This is a genomic window from Limibacter armeniacum (assembly GCF_036880985.1).
GTDB classification, from domain to species: domain Bacteria; phylum Bacteroidota; class Bacteroidia; order Cytophagales; family Flammeovirgaceae; genus Limibacter; species Limibacter armeniacum.
The window spans coordinates 933,671-951,112 of sequence record NZ_JBAJNO010000009.1 but is presented as its reverse complement, the minus strand read 5'-3'; the positions used below and the strand labels follow the sequence as shown (position 1 = coordinate 951,112).

General features: G+C 40.5%; 16 protein-coding genes. 9 read left to right on the top strand and 7 right to left on the bottom strand.

Annotated features, from left to right (window positions below; translation table 11 throughout):
• Nucleotides 1-171 precede the first annotated feature (171 nt).
• Nucleotides 172-1,275: a DUF3616 domain-containing protein gene (locus tag V6R21_RS21705; RefSeq protein ID WP_334245641.1), complete on the bottom strand. Its 1,104-nt coding sequence runs from the start codon at nt 1,273-1,275 to the stop codon at nt 172-174.
• 216 nt (nt 1,276-1,491) lie between these two features.
• Here V6R21_RS21705 and V6R21_RS21700 point away from each other — a divergent pair, with 216 nt between their 5' ends.
• Together V6R21_RS21700 and V6R21_RS21695 are read left to right on the top strand one after the other, a co-directional pair.
• A complete protein-coding gene (locus tag V6R21_RS21700; protein WP_334245640.1) occupies nt 1,492-1,917 on the top strand; it encodes a Holliday junction resolvase-like protein in 426 nt (141 codons plus the stop codon).
• A gap of 8 nt (nt 1,918-1,925) precedes the next feature.
• Nucleotides 1,926-2,318 carry a hypothetical protein gene (locus tag V6R21_RS21695; protein WP_334245639.1) on the top strand — a complete coding sequence of 131 codons (393 nt, stop codon included), beginning with the start codon at nt 1,926-1,928 and terminating at the stop codon, nt 2,316-2,318.
• Nucleotides 2,319-2,346: 28 nt separating this feature from the next.
• On the opposite strand, the gene V6R21_RS21690 is transcribed toward V6R21_RS21695, so the two are convergent.
• From V6R21_RS21690 to nadA, 3 genes are all read right to left on the bottom strand, one after another.
• Nucleotides 2,347-3,675, bottom strand: a complete 1,329-nt coding sequence (locus V6R21_RS21690) for a 1-acyl-sn-glycerol-3-phosphate acyltransferase (protein ID WP_334245638.1) — start codon at nt 3,673-3,675, stop codon at nt 2,347-2,349.
• Between the two features lie 222 nt (nt 3,676-3,897).
• A complete protein-coding gene (gene nadB / locus V6R21_RS21685; protein ID WP_334245637.1) occupies nt 3,898-5,481 on the bottom strand; it encodes an L-aspartate oxidase in 1,584 nt (527 codons plus the stop codon).
• An 83-nt stretch (nt 5,482-5,564) separates the two neighbouring features.
• Nucleotides 5,565-6,554 (bottom strand): quinolinate synthase NadA, encoded by a 990-nt coding sequence (gene nadA, locus V6R21_RS21680; RefSeq protein ID WP_334245636.1) that lies wholly within the window; start codon nt 6,552-6,554, stop codon nt 5,565-5,567.
• 278 nt (nt 6,555-6,832) lie between these two features.
• On the opposite strand from nadA, the gene V6R21_RS21675 reads away from it, so the two are divergent.
• Both V6R21_RS21675 and V6R21_RS21670 read left to right on the top strand, forming a co-directional pair.
• The gene (locus V6R21_RS21675) at nt 6,833-7,834 is read left to right on the top strand and encodes a glycosyltransferase family 2 protein (RefSeq protein WP_334245635.1); all 1,002 of its coding nucleotides are present in this window, start codon (nt 6,833-6,835) and stop codon (nt 7,832-7,834) included.
• Between the two features lie 53 nt (nt 7,835-7,887).
• Complete coding sequence (locus tag V6R21_RS21670; protein WP_334245634.1) at nt 7,888-8,388, top strand: hypothetical protein; 501 nt, start codon at nt 7,888-7,890, stop codon at nt 8,386-8,388.
• Nucleotides 8,389-8,780: 392 nt separating this feature from the next.
• On the opposite strand, the gene V6R21_RS21665 is transcribed toward V6R21_RS21670, so the two are convergent.
• A complete protein-coding gene (locus tag V6R21_RS21665) occupies nt 8,781-8,978 on the bottom strand; it encodes a cold-shock protein (RefSeq protein ID WP_334245633.1) in 198 nt (65 codons plus the stop codon).
• A gap of 693 nt (nt 8,979-9,671) precedes the next feature.
• On the opposite strand from V6R21_RS21665, the gene V6R21_RS21660 reads away from it, so the two are divergent.
• The 5 genes from V6R21_RS21660 (at nt 9,672) to V6R21_RS21640 (ending at nt 15,315) form a co-directional block, all read left to right on the top strand.
• Nucleotides 9,672-10,937, top strand: coding sequence for a serine hydrolase domain-containing protein (locus V6R21_RS21660; protein ID WP_334245632.1), 1,266 nt, complete (start codon nt 9,672-9,674; stop codon nt 10,935-10,937).
• Nucleotides 10,938-11,054: 117 nt separating this feature from the next.
• Entirely contained in the window at nt 11,055-12,068 is a 1,014-nt protein-coding gene (locus V6R21_RS21655; RefSeq protein ID WP_334245631.1) for a dipeptide epimerase, read from the top strand.
• A 61-nt stretch (nt 12,069-12,129) separates the two neighbouring features.
• Nucleotides 12,130-13,317: a C40 family peptidase gene (locus V6R21_RS21650; protein WP_334245630.1), complete on the top strand. Its 1,188-nt coding sequence runs from the start codon at nt 12,130-12,132 to the stop codon at nt 13,315-13,317.
• A gap of 158 nt (nt 13,318-13,475) precedes the next feature.
• Nucleotides 13,476-14,342 (top strand): oxygenase MpaB family protein, encoded by an 867-nt coding sequence (locus tag V6R21_RS21645; protein WP_334245629.1) that lies wholly within the window; start codon nt 13,476-13,478, stop codon nt 14,340-14,342.
• Between the two features lie 151 nt (nt 14,343-14,493).
• Nucleotides 14,494-15,315 (top strand): mechanosensitive ion channel family protein, encoded by an 822-nt coding sequence (locus V6R21_RS21640; RefSeq protein ID WP_334245628.1) that lies wholly within the window; start codon nt 14,494-14,496, stop codon nt 15,313-15,315.
• Between the two features lie 476 nt (nt 15,316-15,791).
• Here the strand turns inward: V6R21_RS21640 and V6R21_RS21635 are convergent, their stop codons facing one another.
• Together V6R21_RS21635 and V6R21_RS21630 are read right to left on the bottom strand one after the other, a co-directional pair.
• Entirely contained in the window at nt 15,792-16,544 is a 753-nt protein-coding gene (locus V6R21_RS21635) for an ABC transporter ATP-binding protein (protein ID WP_334245627.1), read from the bottom strand.
• 19 nt (nt 16,545-16,563) lie between these two features.
• On the bottom strand, nt 16,564-17,292 hold the full coding sequence (locus tag V6R21_RS21630; protein ID WP_334245626.1) for an MlaE family ABC transporter permease: 729 nt from the start codon (nt 17,290-17,292) through the stop codon (nt 16,564-16,566).
• Nucleotides 17,293-17,442 lie beyond the last annotated feature (150 nt).

Genomic DNA, 17,442 nt, shown 5'->3' with positions numbered 1-17,442 from the left:
TTTTGCGATATAAAAAGTGAAAAATTTATGGCTGTATAATTTTTGTCTTTGTAAAGTTCAACTTTGCGAAACTACGGAACTAAAGTAGCAGACAAAAGGCAAAAGGCTTGAGATATAAGATTTTTTAGGTTCTTTTTAGAAATGCGAGGATTAAACATCTCTTTGCCACGACTATTTTACCCTTTTGAATACATCCGCCCAGACACTTCGCTTCTTGAATAACTTGTCTTTAGAAGGATTGTCATAGACGATCAGGTAATTACCCTCATTGGTGATGGCCATTCCTTCAGCCTTGTCTTTGCCATGCTCTTTATCATTGCCATGCACTATGTCGAAAAGCCGTTCAGGGTTTTGGGTCACAGTTACAGGTTTGTCTTTCAGTCCACCCTTGATACGCCAAGCCCCAATTGTTCCGTCAAGGTCCATTGTAGGACCTGCCAATATATATAGGTCACCACTTTTAGCATCGATGTTGATTTCACGAAACCCCATGCCAGCCATATTGACAAAATGTTTGTTGTAAGGCTTCTCCTTGCTGCTTCTGCCTTCCATTTGTAGCCAACCATCCCATTCATGCAACTTGAATTCAATGATCACTGCCCAGCCAGCCAGTACTGGTCCCCGAAGCCCAACAAATATCCGTTTGCCATATATGGCTAACCCTTCTATGTCAAACCCATTTTCCTTGCAAGGAATATTCATAAACGGACCTAGATGTGGGTCTGTACAAAGCAACTCCGTTAATATGGTACTGCTTTTTCCTCTCTCAAGCATTAAAGGCTTGAATTGTTTAACGGCTTTTTTGCCCTGCTTGACTTTCAGTTTTTTGACAGGTGTCCAGATTCCTTTTTTCTTATCGAATTGGCAGGGGATTTTCCCTAAAGAAAAACGGTTCTTGTCTACCTTTACCTTCGCCAGTTTTTTGCCACCAGCTTTATGGCCATCCTCTTCATCAGGGGTGCTTCGCTTCAGTGACATGCTTCCTGTAACCCAAAGAAAAGGAGCTTCCCATGCTAACCCTTCTATATCCATTTCTCCCTCTTTGCCATCAGGAAGGTCAAAAAACTCCTCAAGCTCAAATGTTTTATGCTTTTTATATTCGCCATCTTTCCAAACCAGTCGTTCAATCGCTGAACTTTCATCATATGCCAGAAACAATGTGTTGTCGCAAATGATACAAGTGGAGATTTCATTCCGAAGTTCATCAAGGTTGTCAATGCCTTTTTTGAATTTTAGCTTGATGCGTTCTATAGGCGCCCGATTCTTGTTTTTCATAAGTTGGGAGTTTGGTGAGAGTAGATGATGAGGTATTACCTGACAAGGTTAGCTTTAACTTACAAAAAGTCTTTTAAAACAGTATCAATTAATATGCTGCTCAGCCTAGATTGGTCATTTGGCATTTCCATTATCCTGTTTTTGATTTTTTAATAATTCAGAGAATTTTCATGATTTATCAATTACCTTCAATCCCCAAAACTTAAAACCAAGAAAATGCAAAACATCATTATCATTTTACTGTTAATTGTAATTGTGTATCTGATCATCTTACTCAACAAAAGGGGAAAAGCCTTGCAGGTTCGTAATAAGGATGATATTGATAGGGCAGTAAGAGCGAGTAAAGCTTCTACCATGGGAAAGTCAATGGAGCAGATTATTCCTTATTTTCCTGAGTTTGAGTACAACCCGAGTGATGTACGATTTTTAGGTTCTCCAATTGACTTGGTGGTATTTGATGGACTTAGTGAGGGAGATTTGAGAGAGGTGGTTTTTGTAGAGGTGAAAACAGGTAAAAGTGCCGCACTGCCAGCAAGAGAAAAACAGGTGCGTGACTGTATTTTGGCAGGTAATGTCAGGTGGGAAAAGCTGCATGCCAAGGTGGTAGAAGGAGAAACACAATTTTTGATTAGTAATCAGTAGAAAGCAATATGACCGTTAAAAATATCATTATAGCAGCCATTGTAGGATTGATGGCTTATTTTACTTGGACAACCTTTTCTCAACCGGGTGTTTCCGATCTTGAGGGGGACTTTAAGGAAGATGCATTCTTGAGAAATGAGAATAATACAGGGCCAGTGGTTCGGGTGTATGCCGTATCTGTTTCAGATACTTTATGGGCAGCAATGGAGCAGTATGGCAAAATGATGCCGCATAATAAGTATGGGAATACCAAGGTGTATTTCTTTGAAAAAGGGGAGGCTCCGAACGATTTAAAGTTGGAAGACGATAATTTTGATAGGGTGTATCAGGCATCCTGTTTGGCTCGATTTGAGAAGGATGCAATGGGAAAAGAGGTTTTTACTCGTTACCCGTTTAAATAGAAGGTATCAGAAAGAAAAAAAGCAACCTTTAAGAGGTTGCTTTTGCTTTATCCATGTCTTTGATTTTCTCCTGTAAGCTTTTTCCTGAAGCCTTGATCTGCTCAAAGAGCTTTTTCTTGGTACTTTTTAGCCAATGGAATTTTCCCCTGAAATACACATGTTCGTAAGTGTTACGCATTCTTGTAGCGATAAATGCTGTCAGAGGGAGGGATACTCCGTACACCAATGAAGTTTGCCAATCTGTAAAGTAAGCCATAGCGCCCATATAAGTGCCGTAGAAGATCGGTAACGTCAGGGCTGATGAAGCATATCTCATCATGCTGTAACTCTCAGGATCCTTATCAATTGAAGCTAACTTATGGGATAAAAAGAGTGACGGCATATGGTGTAAAGTTCCCCATAAGGCAAGAGGTGATGCCAATACCGCAGCTACCATATTGAAGTTGCTAACAGGGTAAGAGAAGTTATGAAGGTTTCTCTCCTTGACACCTCCTTTAGCCAAAGTGTTTCTATAGTGCTTATAGGATTCCTGCACTTCAGTCCATGCTGCTGGATCACTCTCTTTCAGTTCAGCCAATCGGTTTGCATAATCCTGCATATATAGGAATCGCTCAGATTGTGGAGTATCCATCAGTTGTTGTTCCTCAATCATTGTTAGGTCAGAGACATCCTGATCTTTGAAATGAGGAGTCAATTCCATCATACGGATGTGTATGTCCTTTGTCAGTTGATTGATCGTCACAACACTGTTTTCGTGGTATGAGGCAAAGTAATCTTTCAACATGATTGGCTCTCCATATTGTACCAACAGTTCACTACCATGTTTACTGAAATTGCCATAATGAATACCTGCCGGAACAATCTTGAGGTCAAGGTCGAAGTTGCCAGCTTCAGCGGTTTGAAATGCTAAACGGGCAAGTCCTTTCTTCAGTGGTCTAACTTTTCGTGATTGTACGGTGCTACCTTCAGGATGAATAACCAGTTTACGCTTTTTGAGTAAATGGTCTACCACTATCTCCGCAATGGCTTCGTTACGGTTCTGTACAGTCTTGAAGCCATCTCTTTGTCTGTAGATAGGTAAAATTTTAAATCCGTTCAGGATCTTGGCAAGGAACTTACTTTGAAAGATGTCAGCTCTTGCCATAAATACGGGTTGCCCTGGGAGCGTAAAAAGTATCGCCAACGGGTCCATCAAGTGGTTTGGGTGATTAGCAGCAAAGATAACAGGACCGTCTTTTGGAATATTTTCTTCTCCTGTAACGGTCACTTTTCGATAGTACAATTTGTTGTGGGCAGTCTGCAAATACAATTTCAAAAGGGCATAACCCACAGAATATTTTCCAATATTTTTATTCATAGTCTTTCCTAATGATAATAGGTCACGCTTTTTGGAACTTCAGTCCTTTTTTGAAAAGTGAGCGACAAAAATACAATTTGTTATCAGATTGTTTGTCAATACACTTCCTAAAAAAAGCAGTGTTGTTTGTAAAGTCACATCAAAAGAGAAGAGAGTGGTAAGTAGTAATCACTCCCTTTGTCATAGTATGATAATCAATAGTCCCCTGTTAGTATTGAGTCGTTAGCCTTCCTGCTCATTGCTGATGGAATAATGCAAACCAATGTTTTCGGTTCTTTCCATGGCAGCACTAATGATCAGGTATGTGATATTGATCAGGTTACGTAATTCACATAACTGAACCGACAGGGTGGTTTTTTTGTAAAGATCTTCTGTTTCCTCATAGATCAGGGCTGTACGTCTGAATGCTCTTTTCAATCGTTCATCTGATCGGACGATACCTACATAGTTACTCATTACAGCTCTTAAGTCTGAGCGGCTCTGAGAGATCAGTACCATCTCTTCCGCTACGGTAGTACCATCCTTGTTCCATGCAGGTATATTGTCTTGGAAAGCAACTCCTTTTACTTGCTCAAGGGCTGTCAGGTATGCCTCGTGTGCATAAACGGCCGCCTCCAGCAGGGAGTTGGATGCCAGTCTGTTAGCGCCATGTAGTCCTGTGTGGGTACATTCACCACAAGCCAATAGATGGTTGATGGAAGTTTGTGCTTTCTCATCCACAACAATACCGCCACAAAGGTAATGAGCGGCAGGAGCAACAGGAATCAGGTCTTTACTAATGTCTATACCAAGGCTGAGGCATTTGGCATAGATGGACGGGAAGTGTCCAAGCAATTCTTTCTTGTCAATATGCGTGGCATCAAGCCATATATGCTCATGACCGCTTTTCTTCATTTCAGAGTCAATAGCACGGGCTACAATGTCTCGAGGTGCCAATGAGCCACGTTCATCATACCTCTCCATAAAAGACTCATGCTTATGGTTGCGAAGTATGGCTCCGGCACCTCTCAATGCTTCTGTGATAAGGAATGCAGGTTCTTCACCTTGATGGTACAAGGCAGTAGGGTGAAACTGTACGAACTCCATTCCTTTGACATGTCCCTTGGCACGGTAAGTCATGGCAATGCCATCTCCTGTAGCTACCGCAGGGTTGGTGGTTGTACGATAAACCTGTCCAATACCACCTGTAGCAAGCAGTGTCACTTTGGCAAGGATTGTTTCTACCTCACCAGACTTTTCATTGAGTGCATATACCCCGTAGCAGTTGATGTTCTGATCGCGTCGGGTGACCTTTTCGCCCAAATGGTGTTGCGTAATCAGGTCTACAGCAAAGTAATGGTCATAGAGTGTGACGTTGTCGTAACGTTTTACCCTTTCGAGCAAAGCCCGCTGAATTTCTTTTCCTGTAATATCCTTGTAGTGTAGAATTCTGAAATCGGAGTGTCCACCTTCCTTGGCTAGGCTGTATTCACCTTTATCGTTCTTATCGAAATTGGTACCCCACTTGATCAATTCCTTAATCCTTTCGGGACCTTTTTCCACCACCAGTCTGACACTGTCCTCATTATTGATATAAGAACCTGCATTCAGCGTATCCTGTACATGCTTTTCATAGGAGTCTGAATCATTGATGACAGCCGCAATTCCCCCTTGAGCATATTGTGTATTACTCTCTTGAGGTTGGTCTTTGGTCAGAATACAGATGGTAGGCTGTTCAGGCTCATTCTCGTAATGTTCTGCCAGTTTGAGCGCATAACTCATTCCTGCAATGCCTGACCCGATTATCAGAAAGTCAACTTTTTTCATAGGATCACAAAGCGAAAAAAAGAAAAGGCAGAAGGTATTCAAGTCTTAAAAGACCGAATGCCTTCTGCATATTTGATGGCTACTTAAGACAGTTCAAACATTCTTTGGATTGAACCGATTGCCTTTAGACGGATATCCTCAGATACATGTACCTCAGGGTATTCGTATTTCAGACAGTTGTAGACCTTTTGCAGTGTATTCATTTTCATGAAATGACACTCACTGCAAGCACAAGTATTGTCCTCATTCGTTGGTGCAGGAATCAGCGTCTTGTGAGGTACTGCTTGCGCCATCTTGTGCAGGATACCTGCTTCTGTCGCTACAATGTACTCCTCATTGTCGTCTTCCTGTACATATTTCAGGAGTCCGGCTGTAGAACCTACATAAGAGGCAGTTTTCAGTACCGGCATCTCTGATTCAGGGTGAGCAATAATTTTGGCGTTCGGGTACTTTTTGTGAAGTTCCAACAGCCTGTCAACAGCAAAAGCTTCATGTACAATACAGGCTCCATCCCAAAGCAGCATGTCTCTACCTGTTTCTTTCATGATATACTTGCCAAGGTTTTTGTCTGGGGCAAAGATGATTTTTTCATCTTTAGGCAAGCTGTTGACAATCTTCAAGGCATTGGTAGAAGTGACTGTGATATCAGTATAAGCCTTCACTTCAGCCGAAGAGTTGATATAAGTAATGACCGTATGGTCAGGGTGTGCCTCCACAAACTCCCTGAATTTTTCTACCGGAGCAGATTCAGCCAGTGAACAGCCAGCCTTGAAGTCCGGCAGAATCACTTTTTTTTCAGGATTGATGATTTTGGCAGTTTCAGCCATAAAGTGTACACCTGCAAACAAGATAATGTCTGCATCGACCTCAGCAGCTTTTTGGGAGAGCGCAAGGCTGTCGCCAACAAAGTCTGCAAGGTCCTGTATTTCCGGAATCTGGTAGTAGTGCGCCAGGAAAACAGCATTTTTCTCTTTCTTCAGCCTGATGATTTCCTCTTTCAGGTCAATGCCGTTTGTAGGCGTGTCTACATAACCCAACTCGTCAGCGGATGCCTTGATTTCTTCTGTAAGCATAACCAGTTATTCGTCAGTGAATATGATTTTGAATTAACATGCGGGCAAATTTAAGAAATCTTTAATAATAAGCCCTGCTTATGAATAATACATTGTCTGAAGAGCTTTCTGTAATGCTAGAAAGCTCTGGTAGCATAACCTGAAAATTGCACATAATGTTAAGGAAGAGATTTTGTTAATTGAGTCAGAAAATGTACTATTGGATTTTTTTAAGAATTATTTAGATATAACGGAAAGTTTAAATTCCTGATAAATAGCATAACGTCTAAGCGAATCCTATGTGCAAAGTGTCGGTGGTATTGCCTTTTTACAATGCCGAATCAACCCTTGCAAGGGCTATTGAGAGTATTCAGAAACAGGAAATGAGCGATTTTGAGCTACTGCTGGTGGATAACAATTCATCAGATGACAGTAAAAAAGTTGCTCTGAGTTTTGTCTCAGATGATAGCCGTATTCAGTTGATGGAAGCAGCAGAACAAGGTGTGATGCATGCCTTTAACTGTGGGCTGGAAAAAGCACAAGGAAGATACATAGCACGGATGGATGCTGATGATGTAGCATTGCCAAACAGGTTGAAAAGCCAGGCTGATTGGTTGGATGACCATCCGGAAACAGGACTGGTTGCTGGACTTGTCCGTTATGAAGCCCATCGTAAAGGGACAAAAGGTTTTCAGAAGTATGTCAACTGGGTCAATTCATTGGTCAATTGGGAAGCGATTCAAACGAGTCTTTTTGTGGAGTCGCCAATTGTAAACCCAACAGTGATGGCTCGTAAAAGCCTGTTTGATGAATTGGGCAGTTATCGAGATGGAGACTTTCCTGAAGATTATGAACTGCTTCTTCGTTGGGCAGGTAAAGGAGTCAAGATGGAGAAGGTACCTGAAGAGGTGCTGATCTGGTATGATTCCGACACTCGCCTGACCAGAACAGATAGCCGCTATACGGATGATGCTTTTTACAGGGTCAAGGCTGCTTACTTGGCTAAATGGCTACGGGACAATAATCGGTATCATCCAAAGGTATGGGTATGGGGAGCAGGAAAGCGTTCTCGGAAACGGGTTGCCATGTTGGAAAACCATCAGGTAACTGTTGAGGGTTATATTGATATAGTACCCGAAAAGACGACACTTGCGGCGTGTATTTATTTTGAAGACTTACCTGACCCGGGAAATCTCTTTGTCGTCTCTTATGTAGGAAACAGAGGAATCAGGGATAAGATAAGGGCATTTCTGGTTGATAGAGGTTATCGGGAAGGTATAGACTTTATCCTTGCAGCCTGAACAACTGTATGTGAACAGCATTTTTTCATTGCTTGTAAATAGATCAATTAATTATGGGACTGGAACAAATTTTACTGATTGTCGGCGTCATAATCCTAGGATGGATTGTCATTAAGGCCGCCAAAATGATTCTGAAAGTTGGGGCAATTCTGCTTTTGGTAGCAGCCTTCTTCTTCTGGTATAAGATGATACCAGACAGTGGACTAGATGTATTCTTTAAGAAAGCGGAAAAACTTTCTGACCTGCAACGTCTGTGTGCCGAGAGTGAAGGCTTGAAAGAAGTGAAGTGTGATTGTATTGTGGAGCCGATCTACAATGACATGAGCCAAAGGCTGACAGGAGAACGACTTACAGAAGTTGAAGCAAATCCTGAACTGTTCAAAAAGGAGCTTAGAAAAAGTTTGCAGAATAGCCGACATGAGATCAAGGACTGTATCGCTAAGGAGAAAGGCCCTGAGATGGCAGACAAGATTGAAAAAGCCATTGATGGTGTACAGGACTTTGGAGAGAATGTCAAGAGCATAATAGACATGTTCAGTGACAGTAAAGAGTAATTGTATTAACAAAAAGCAGCTTTGAATGTATTTAGGGCTGCTTTTTGTTAATAAGCATAAAATTATAGTGCAATAAAGTAGGGGATAAGTACAGTTGAGTGTATTAGTAAGTGAACAAACAAACGAAACAGATTGAACTGAAAGAGCAATCAAACTTCATGCTCTCTCCTGTTTACCTAACAAACCTTTATTATCAAAAACATTATATCGTATCAAAAGTCATTATACAGCATTTAATAGACTAAACTGACAAACAAAGAAAAGTCCGACTCTTAGAGCCGGACTTTTTTATTGGTCAAATTTTTCTTGCTGATAACAGGAAAGTGTAAAACAAAAAAAAGCCTTACCAATATGGTAAGGCCCGAAAATTATCATTAAGCGTTTGCTAGATCTTAGTCTTCTGAGATTCTAACATTAACGGCGTTAAGTCCTTTTCTTCCTTCTTGAAGTTCAAAAACTACTCTGTCATCTTCTTTGATCTCGTCGATCAGACCTGACACGTGTACAAAGTATTCTTTGTTTGATTCTTCGTCTTTAATGAAGCCATAACCTTTCTCTTCATTAAAGAATTTAACAGTTCCCTTATTCATTGTATTAGTATTATTAATTTCGTCAAAGGTAACGGTTCTATTTAAATATCGAAGAGATTTTACATTTAATAACCATTAAATCTGAAGAAATTTTTCATTTACCCCCATTTAGGCCCTAAAATCAGGTATTTGAGCCATATTGAGGTGAGAAGATTAAACAAAGAAAATGTTTTTGTGTAACTGATTTGTTCTCAAGTCTTTGTTCTTCTAATGCTTCGGAGAGGTCTTTACCATTTTTGAATGGTAGGTTTTGTAATCTTTTAATTATCAGTGTTTTGATTTTTATCTGTATCTAAAAGACCTTTAGCCTGTACCAGAGGCAAAATTTTTTGATAGTTACTTCTAATCTTATTTCCCACTGCCTCTTTTCGCTTAATCCAGTTATCGTAATGAAGTACCCTTTACCTTTTCTGTCATTGTAGCAAGAACAATTTATTGTGTCCTTAATAAGGATGTTGATTATTAGGAGGTTAATTAGGATGTGTCAAAAGTAGACTCATGGAATATGGTATCGACTCACTGATTCCCGTGATTTGTTGTATTAATCCTTTATTAAGTAGAATAATGCAAAAAATTATTTTAAAATTGCTTTAAACATGTTTTGAAAATATGGGGAAGGTAAACGTAAGCAGCAGAAATAAACAGGTTTTAGCTACAGCATAAGCATTGAATGACCAAAACTATAAATCCAAAATGAAACACTATTACTTTTTGCTATTACTATCCTTCGGGACATTGTCCTGTCAAAAATCCCCACAACAACAGACTATGGGTGAATCTGTAAAAGAAGAAACATTGGAAGAAACCTTGAATGGGCTTCAGAAGCAATATGATATTTTGGGAATGAGTGCACTTGCCATCAAGGATGGGAAGGAAGTATTCAGTTACTATAATGGTATGGCAGATGTTGAACGTCAGCAGCCCGTAACTGCAAAAACAAAATACAGAGTTGCTTCCATTTCCAAATATGTGGTGACAACAGGCTTGATGAAACTGTATGAGGAAGGCAAGTTTGACCTTGATACAGATGTTAGCAAGTACTTGGGCTTTGAGTTGCGCAACCCAAAACATCCAGCAGAAGTGATCACAATCAAGCATATCCTGACACACTCTTCGGGGTTATCTGACAGCGATGCCTATTTTGATTTTCTAATGGATACATATAAGGAGCGCAACCCATCCATTGAAGAAGTATTTAAGAAAGAAGGTAAGTATTACAGCGACTCCACTTGGAGCGATAACAAGCCTGGTGTTCACTTCGAGTATTCCAATCTGGGCTTTGGGGTAATTGGTAACCTGATTGAAAAGCTGTCAGGTGAGCGTTTTGATATTTACTTGCGTGACCATATTCTGAGACCTTTGGAGATTTCGGGAAGTTTTAATGTGAATGACCTTCCTGATATCAATGAGTTGTCAGTATTGTACCGCCGTGAAGACCTTGACCCGAAAAAGAAATGGGAGCCACAAACGGATAACCATAAAGGGGAAAAGCCTAATGCGCGTGAAGATTTGAAAGATTATAAAGCAGGTTGGAATGGTGTAGCTTTTGGACCTCAAGGAAGCTTTAGGGCAAGTGCAGAGGAGTTGAGTAAAATCATGCAACTGCATATGAACAAAGGAACTTACAAAGGCAAAGAGATCCTGAAACCTGAAACGGTAGAGCTGATGAACTCGATTCATTTCAAGACAGATGGAGACAAGGTTTTTGAAATGGTAGGACTTTGTGCTCATATAGAAGACGAGCTGTTACCAGATTACCGTTTGTTTGGGCATACTGGGGATGCCTATGGTTTGCATAGCCTGATGTTCTTCAATAAGGAGCATAACTTTGGAATTGTATATATAGTCAACAGCTCTTTGGTGGCAGAAGGTAAAACCGGACTTTATACAGTAGAGGAGGACCTGACAAGAGCCATCTTTGAAAAACTGAAGCCTACATTGGTGGATGGAGATATGTAATCAGAACAAGTGAGGATTATATAAAACATACAATTGTATGGATAAATGGAACGGAGTCAAAATGGCTCCGTTTTTTTAAATAAGAGAGAAGCCTTAAAGTGAAATTTATAGGTGAGGATGAGAAAATTACATATGAAATCAGTGGATCTGCCACTGAAACATACTTTTAAGACAGCACACAGCCAGCGAGATGTTCAGCGCTCAATCATTGTGTCAATTGAGGAACGAGGACATATGGGATATGGAGAAGCTACGGTTAACACTTACTTTGGTGTAACAGAAACACAGATTCTACAAGGGATTGAGTCGGTACGTGCCATTGTGGAGTACTTTGAGTGGGGAACGCCCGAAGAGCTTCATGCTTTGCTTAGTGCGGAACTGAAAGGGAACACTTTTCCGTTATGTGCACTGGATGAGGCTGCTTATGACCTTTATGGGAAGCTGAATGGTCAGTCGACTTATCAATACTGGGGATTGAAACCTCACAATTTACCACTCTCCAATTATACTATAGGGATAGATACCATCGCCAATATGGTGGCAAAGATGGAAGAAATGCCTTGGCCTGTTTATAAAATCAAGCTAGGTACAAAAGAAGATATCGATATTGTCCGTGAGTTACGTAAGCATTCTGATGCAGACTTTCGTGTAGATGCCAATTGTGCTTGGGGAGTAGAGGAAACGGTCAAGAATGCAGCCGCATTTAGGGAAATGGGAGTTTCATTTGTGGAACAGCCTATGGAGCCAGAGAACTGGGAAGGGATGAAAAAGGTGTATGCACAATCTGTATTGCCTTTGGTAGCTGATGAATCTTGTATCAGGGAAGAAGATGTTGAGAAGTGTGTAGGACATTTTCATGGTATCAATATCAAGTTGACCAAATGTGGTGGTCCAACGGTAGCCCGTAGAATGATAGAGAAGGCAAGGCAACATGATATGAAGGTGATGGTAGGTTGTATGACAGAATCTTCTGTGGGAATCTCCGCAATAGCACAACTGTTGCCTATGTTGGATTATGTGGATATGGATGGGAGTATCCTGCTAAAGGAAGACCCCGCTGAAGGAGTTAGGTTGGATTTTGGCAAGGTGATTTACCCTGAGAGATACGGAAACGGTGCTCATTGGAAATAAACCAAATGAATGTAGAAGCTAAAACCAAAATACATTCTGAATAATATAAACAGATAGTAAGATGAAATTTTTAAAGTGGACTAGCAGTGTGGTATTGGCTGTTGCCTTGTATAGCTGTAATGGACAAGCGGAAGAGCGTCTTAAAAGCTTGGAAGAATTGACAGACCAAGTAATTAATGAGCATGTATCTGATAAGCGCTTGGCTGTTGCAGAACCTGTTTTGAAACTGGAGGAAGGAAAGTTGGTGCTGTTGGGTAAAACGGATATGCCAGAAGTAAAGGAGGCTGTATTGAAGGCACTTTCAGAAAAAGGTGAAGTGATTGACAGAATGGAGTTACTTCCTGAGGCAGAACTAGGAGATAATCATTTTGCTGTAGTCAATATCTCGGTTGCCAATATGCGGGTAAGGGGTAGTCACTCAGCTGGAATGGCCAAGCAGGCTACGATGGGAGAAGTCCTGAAAGTATTGGAAAAGGAGGGAAGTTGGTACCGTGTCCAGACAACAGACCATTATATTGGGTGGATCAGTAACGGTTCAATTGAGTTGGCTACAAGTGAGGCAAAACAAAGTTGGGATAGCAGGCCTAAAGTAATTTATACCAAACCTACTGGCTTTGTGTATGAAAATACTTTTGATAAGGAAAAGACGGTCTCTGATATTGTATATGGTAACTTGTTGGCACTGAAAGAAACACAGACACACCGATATAAAGTAGAATTCCCAGATGGCCGTGAAGGCTTCGTCCTGAAAAGTGAGGCAATGCCAATCGAGGAATGGAAACAGACAAGAGTACTTACACAAGAAAATCTGGTCAATACAGCCAAGACATATTTGGGGCTGCCATACAACTGGGGGGGGAATTCTTATAAAGGTGTAGACTGTAGCGGTTTTACTGGAGGAGTATACTTTGCTAATGGTTTGCTTCTACCAAGAGATGCATCGCAACAGGTACGTATTGGAGATGAGATTGATACTCTTAATAATTTTGCTAATCTTCAGGATGGAGACCTGCTGTTTTTCGGAAGAGGAGCAACGGATTCCACTACTGAGAAAGTGACACATGTAGGTATGTGGATAGGGAACCAATCGTTTATTCACTCTTCAGGACATGTAAGAATCAGCAGTGTAGACTCTACTGCTGAAAACTATGATGAGTATAACCTCAATAGGCTGTTGCATGTGAAAAGAGTTTTGGGTAGCAAAAACCTGAAAGAGACGATTGACTTAAAAATATCAAAAGCATTATAACCGATAGGTTGATCGAAAATATAGTAAAAAGCCGCCTCAAGCCTTTTGGGGTGGCTTTTTACTATTTAAGGAAAATAAATTCGTAGCTCAATGTGAAATTATGTAGATTAAACTGTATCTAATCAGGTAAGTAGCATTTTACTAAAGCAATTATATCAATGAAAAAACTTAGTCCTACCAAACTAATTGAGCAATTAGACCCTGTAAAAGACCATCAGAGAATTGTATTCTATTTAGGAACTCAGGTGTTTTGGTGGGACACTGAGAAGGCATTGGAATTTGCACTTTTCCGAACTTTTGCGGTACCGTCCATTTCAAAGTTATTGGAAGAGACCGGAGAGTTTCAGCAGCATCCGATGAAACGTTATGATGATACGGAACTGATTTTGGCTGAAATCTCAGAAAACGGCTATAACAGTGAGCGAGGAAAAAAAGCATTCAGGAGAATGAATGCTATGCATAATTATTACAATATCGGTAATGAGGATATGCTCTATGTCCTGAGTACCTTTATATTTGAGCCTATTAGATGGAATGCAAAGTATGGATGGAGACCATTGTCAGAAAAGGAAAAAATGGCTTCTTTCTATTTTTGGTGTGAGGTAGGCAGGCGCATGAACATCAAAGGTATGCCTGAGACGTATGACGCTTTTGAAGACTTCAATAGACGTTTTGAAGAGAAGCACTTTCGCTTTGAGTCTTCCAATCAGGTAATCGGAAATATTACAGTAAACCTGCTTTTGGGTTTTTATATGCCTAAGGTATTTTTTCCTTTAGGTAGGTATGTGGTGTATGCCATGATGGACAATCCGTTGCTTGATGCAATGAAGTTTCCCCATCCGCCTAAATGGCTGCGAAAAATGGTGGGAAAAGGGATGCAATTAAGGGCTGGCATATTGAGGATGTTGCCAAAACGGAAAACGCCGGTACTGACTACTACTCGTAAGCGACCAACCTATCCTGCTGGTTATGCTATTGAGTCACTAGGAACTTTTCCAAAGGGGAAATGTCCTATTCATGGGTAGGGATCATTTCTAGAATCAGCCTATCAATTTTACCTTCAGTTATTTAACATTTCATTGAAATGTTCTATCTTTTTAATAGGAAAAGCTAGAAACCCCTCCCGCTTGAACCTTTTTATATCAAAATACTTCAATCAATTAAATCAATTCCATAATGGGAGATAACCTTTATAACTACTCTGAAAAACTGAAGGACCTGATTTTTGAATATGGTCCAAAACTGGTGGCCGCCATTATTGTCCTGATTATTGGTCTTTGGGTTGTGAAAGCACTCACTGCCATGATTAAGCGACAACTGGATAAGCGAAACCTTGACCCAAGCCTGAAGCCTTTTCTGGGTGGCCTTTTCAATATGCTGATGAAGGTGCTGCTAGTCATTGCTGTATTAAGTACAATGGGTATCGAGATGACGTCCTTTGTTGCTATTTTAGGTGCAGCAGGCTTAGCAATTGGAATGGCGTTATCGGGAACCTTGCAGAACTTTGCAGGTGGTGTCATGATCTTGATATTCAAGCCTTTTAAGGTAGGGGATTTTGTGGAGGCTCAGGGATTTATGGGAGTGGTGAAAGAGATTCAGATTTTTGTGACAATCTTGAAGACAGGGGATAACAAAACGATCTATATTCCCAATGGACCGCTTTCTACAGGCACACTAACGAATTACTCTGTTGAGCCAAATCGACGGGTAGAGTGGACGTTTGGTATAGGATACGGTGATAATGTGGATAAAGCACAGGAGATTCTGAGAGGATTGATCGCTCAGGATGAGCGGATACACGAAACACCTGAGCCTTTTATAGCTGTTTCTGCATTGGCAGATAGCTCTGTAAACCTAGTGGTGAGGGTATGGACAAAGAGTGGAGACCTTTGGCCAGTGTTTTTTGATATGAACAAAAAAGTTTACAACGCATTTAATGAGCAGGGTATCAATATCCCATTCCCACAAATGGATGTACACGTTCATAATAATGCATAAAAAAGCTGAAAGAGGATGTTAGTCAAACCTGACAGATTCTTTCAGCTTCTTCAATATCTTATTACTTGATAGGGCAACTCTTACAGTGTTTGCCTTTCTTTTTGTATTTCTTACAGCACTTCTTTTTTCCTTCACAAGAACATTCGGCAGTATCAAAAGCCGTGTCCATATTAAGCATCTCCAGAAGTTGTTGGCTAGTTGTGTTGCAAAAGTTTCTTGTAACGTCCATGAGTATTAGAGATAATAAGCTAGTGTGTGTTCCTTGATTAGACTTAATCTAAATAAATCATGTCCCAAACGTACAATTTTTTATTTAAAAATGATCTAAATAAACGGGTAAATTTTATGTGTTTTCTTCCATTATTAACAAAATCATTGTTTTTGATATTCCTGCGGCAGGGGTGTTAACATTAAAAAACCCCTTGTTCTACAGATTAGAACAAGGGGTTTAGTGCTAAATGTTAGCTGAGAATTGATTAGTGCTCTTCCTTGAATTTTCTAACCAATTTATTGGAGAACAGGAACTTCTGAAGTTCTGGACAATCTGCATCCAGGATATTGTCATTGTTTCCTTCCCATAGCTTATGCCCTTCATGCATAAACATGATATATTCACCAATTTCCATTACAGAGTTCATATCGTGTGATACGACAATGGTTGTCAGGTTATATTCGTGCGTGATCTCATGGATCAGGTTATCAATCATCAGGGAAGTGTTGGGGTCGAGTCCTGAGTTTGGTTCATCACAGAAAAGGTATTGTGAGTTCATCACAATAGCACGGGCAATGCCGACACGTTTCTGCATACCACCACTGATCTCGGATGGCATTCTTTCCATTGCATGGTCAAGGCCAACACGTTTCAGGCAGGTATTTACTCTGTCCAACTTTTCATCCAAGGGCATTGTAGTCAGCATGTCTAGCGGAAAGCGGACATTCTCAGCTACCGTTTTGGAGTCAAACAAGGCTCCACCTTGGAAAAGCATCCCAATCTCACGGCGTATTTGCTTCTTGGTTTCCCGATCGGATTTGTAGAAATTTCTGCCATTGAATTCAACGGCTCCTTCATCAGGTTCTATTAGTCCAACAATGCATTTTAGCAACACACTTTTACCTGTACCACTGGCACCGATAATCATGTTGGTTCTACCTTGTTCAAAGGTTGCATTGATACCTTTCAGAATTTCTTTCCCGTTGAATGATTTCTTTATGTTTTTGATCTCAATCATAGCTCGATAATCTGGTTAGTTAGAGAAGTAGGTTGGCAAGCAACAAGTCAGCAAACAGAATCAGGATGCTGCTATTGTTGAAGGCTTTGGTTGAAGATTGTCCTACTTCCAATGCACCGCCTTTGGTATGGTATCCTTCAAATGCAGAAACCGAAGTAACAATAAACCCGAATACAAATGCCTTAATCAGGGCAAAAGGAACTGTGAAAGGGTCAAATTGCATTCTGAGACCATTAATGTAGTCTTCCAGTGTCATCAGCTTGGTCAGGATGATCAGAATGTAACCACCAGCAACACTTAAAGATGCTGAAAGAATGACAAGAGGAGGGAACATTACAATACCTGCAATAATCTTAGGTAGCACCAAGTACGAAGCTGAATTGATACCCATTACCTCCAAGGCATCAATCTGTTCTGAGATGCGCATGGTACCTAATTCACTGGCAATGTTGGAGCCTACTTTACCTGCCAAAATAATGGCAGTAACGGTTGGAGCAAACTCCAGTACGACCATTTCCCTTTCTGCAAAACCAACGATTGTGATAGGAATCAGTGGGTTGTCGAGTGCGTTAAGCATCTGAACCACGATCACCGCACCTACGAATAACGAGATAATAGATACGATAAAAATAGAGTTGTTTCCGACTTGGATACATTCATCCACAAATCTTTGCCAATAAACTTTGATGGGTTCCCTGTTGACAAACAGCTTTCCCATAAAGAGCATATATCTCCCTAAGGTTTTCATTCAAATTGGATTGTTTTTATTTTACCTTTGTTCAAACAACTGCATGAAATGCATGCAGTTTTGTATCTTTCCTATAACGCAACTCTCACAAAGATAGTAGAGTTTTCAAACACTGAAGTTTCACGGATAAAATTAACATAGAATATTTTT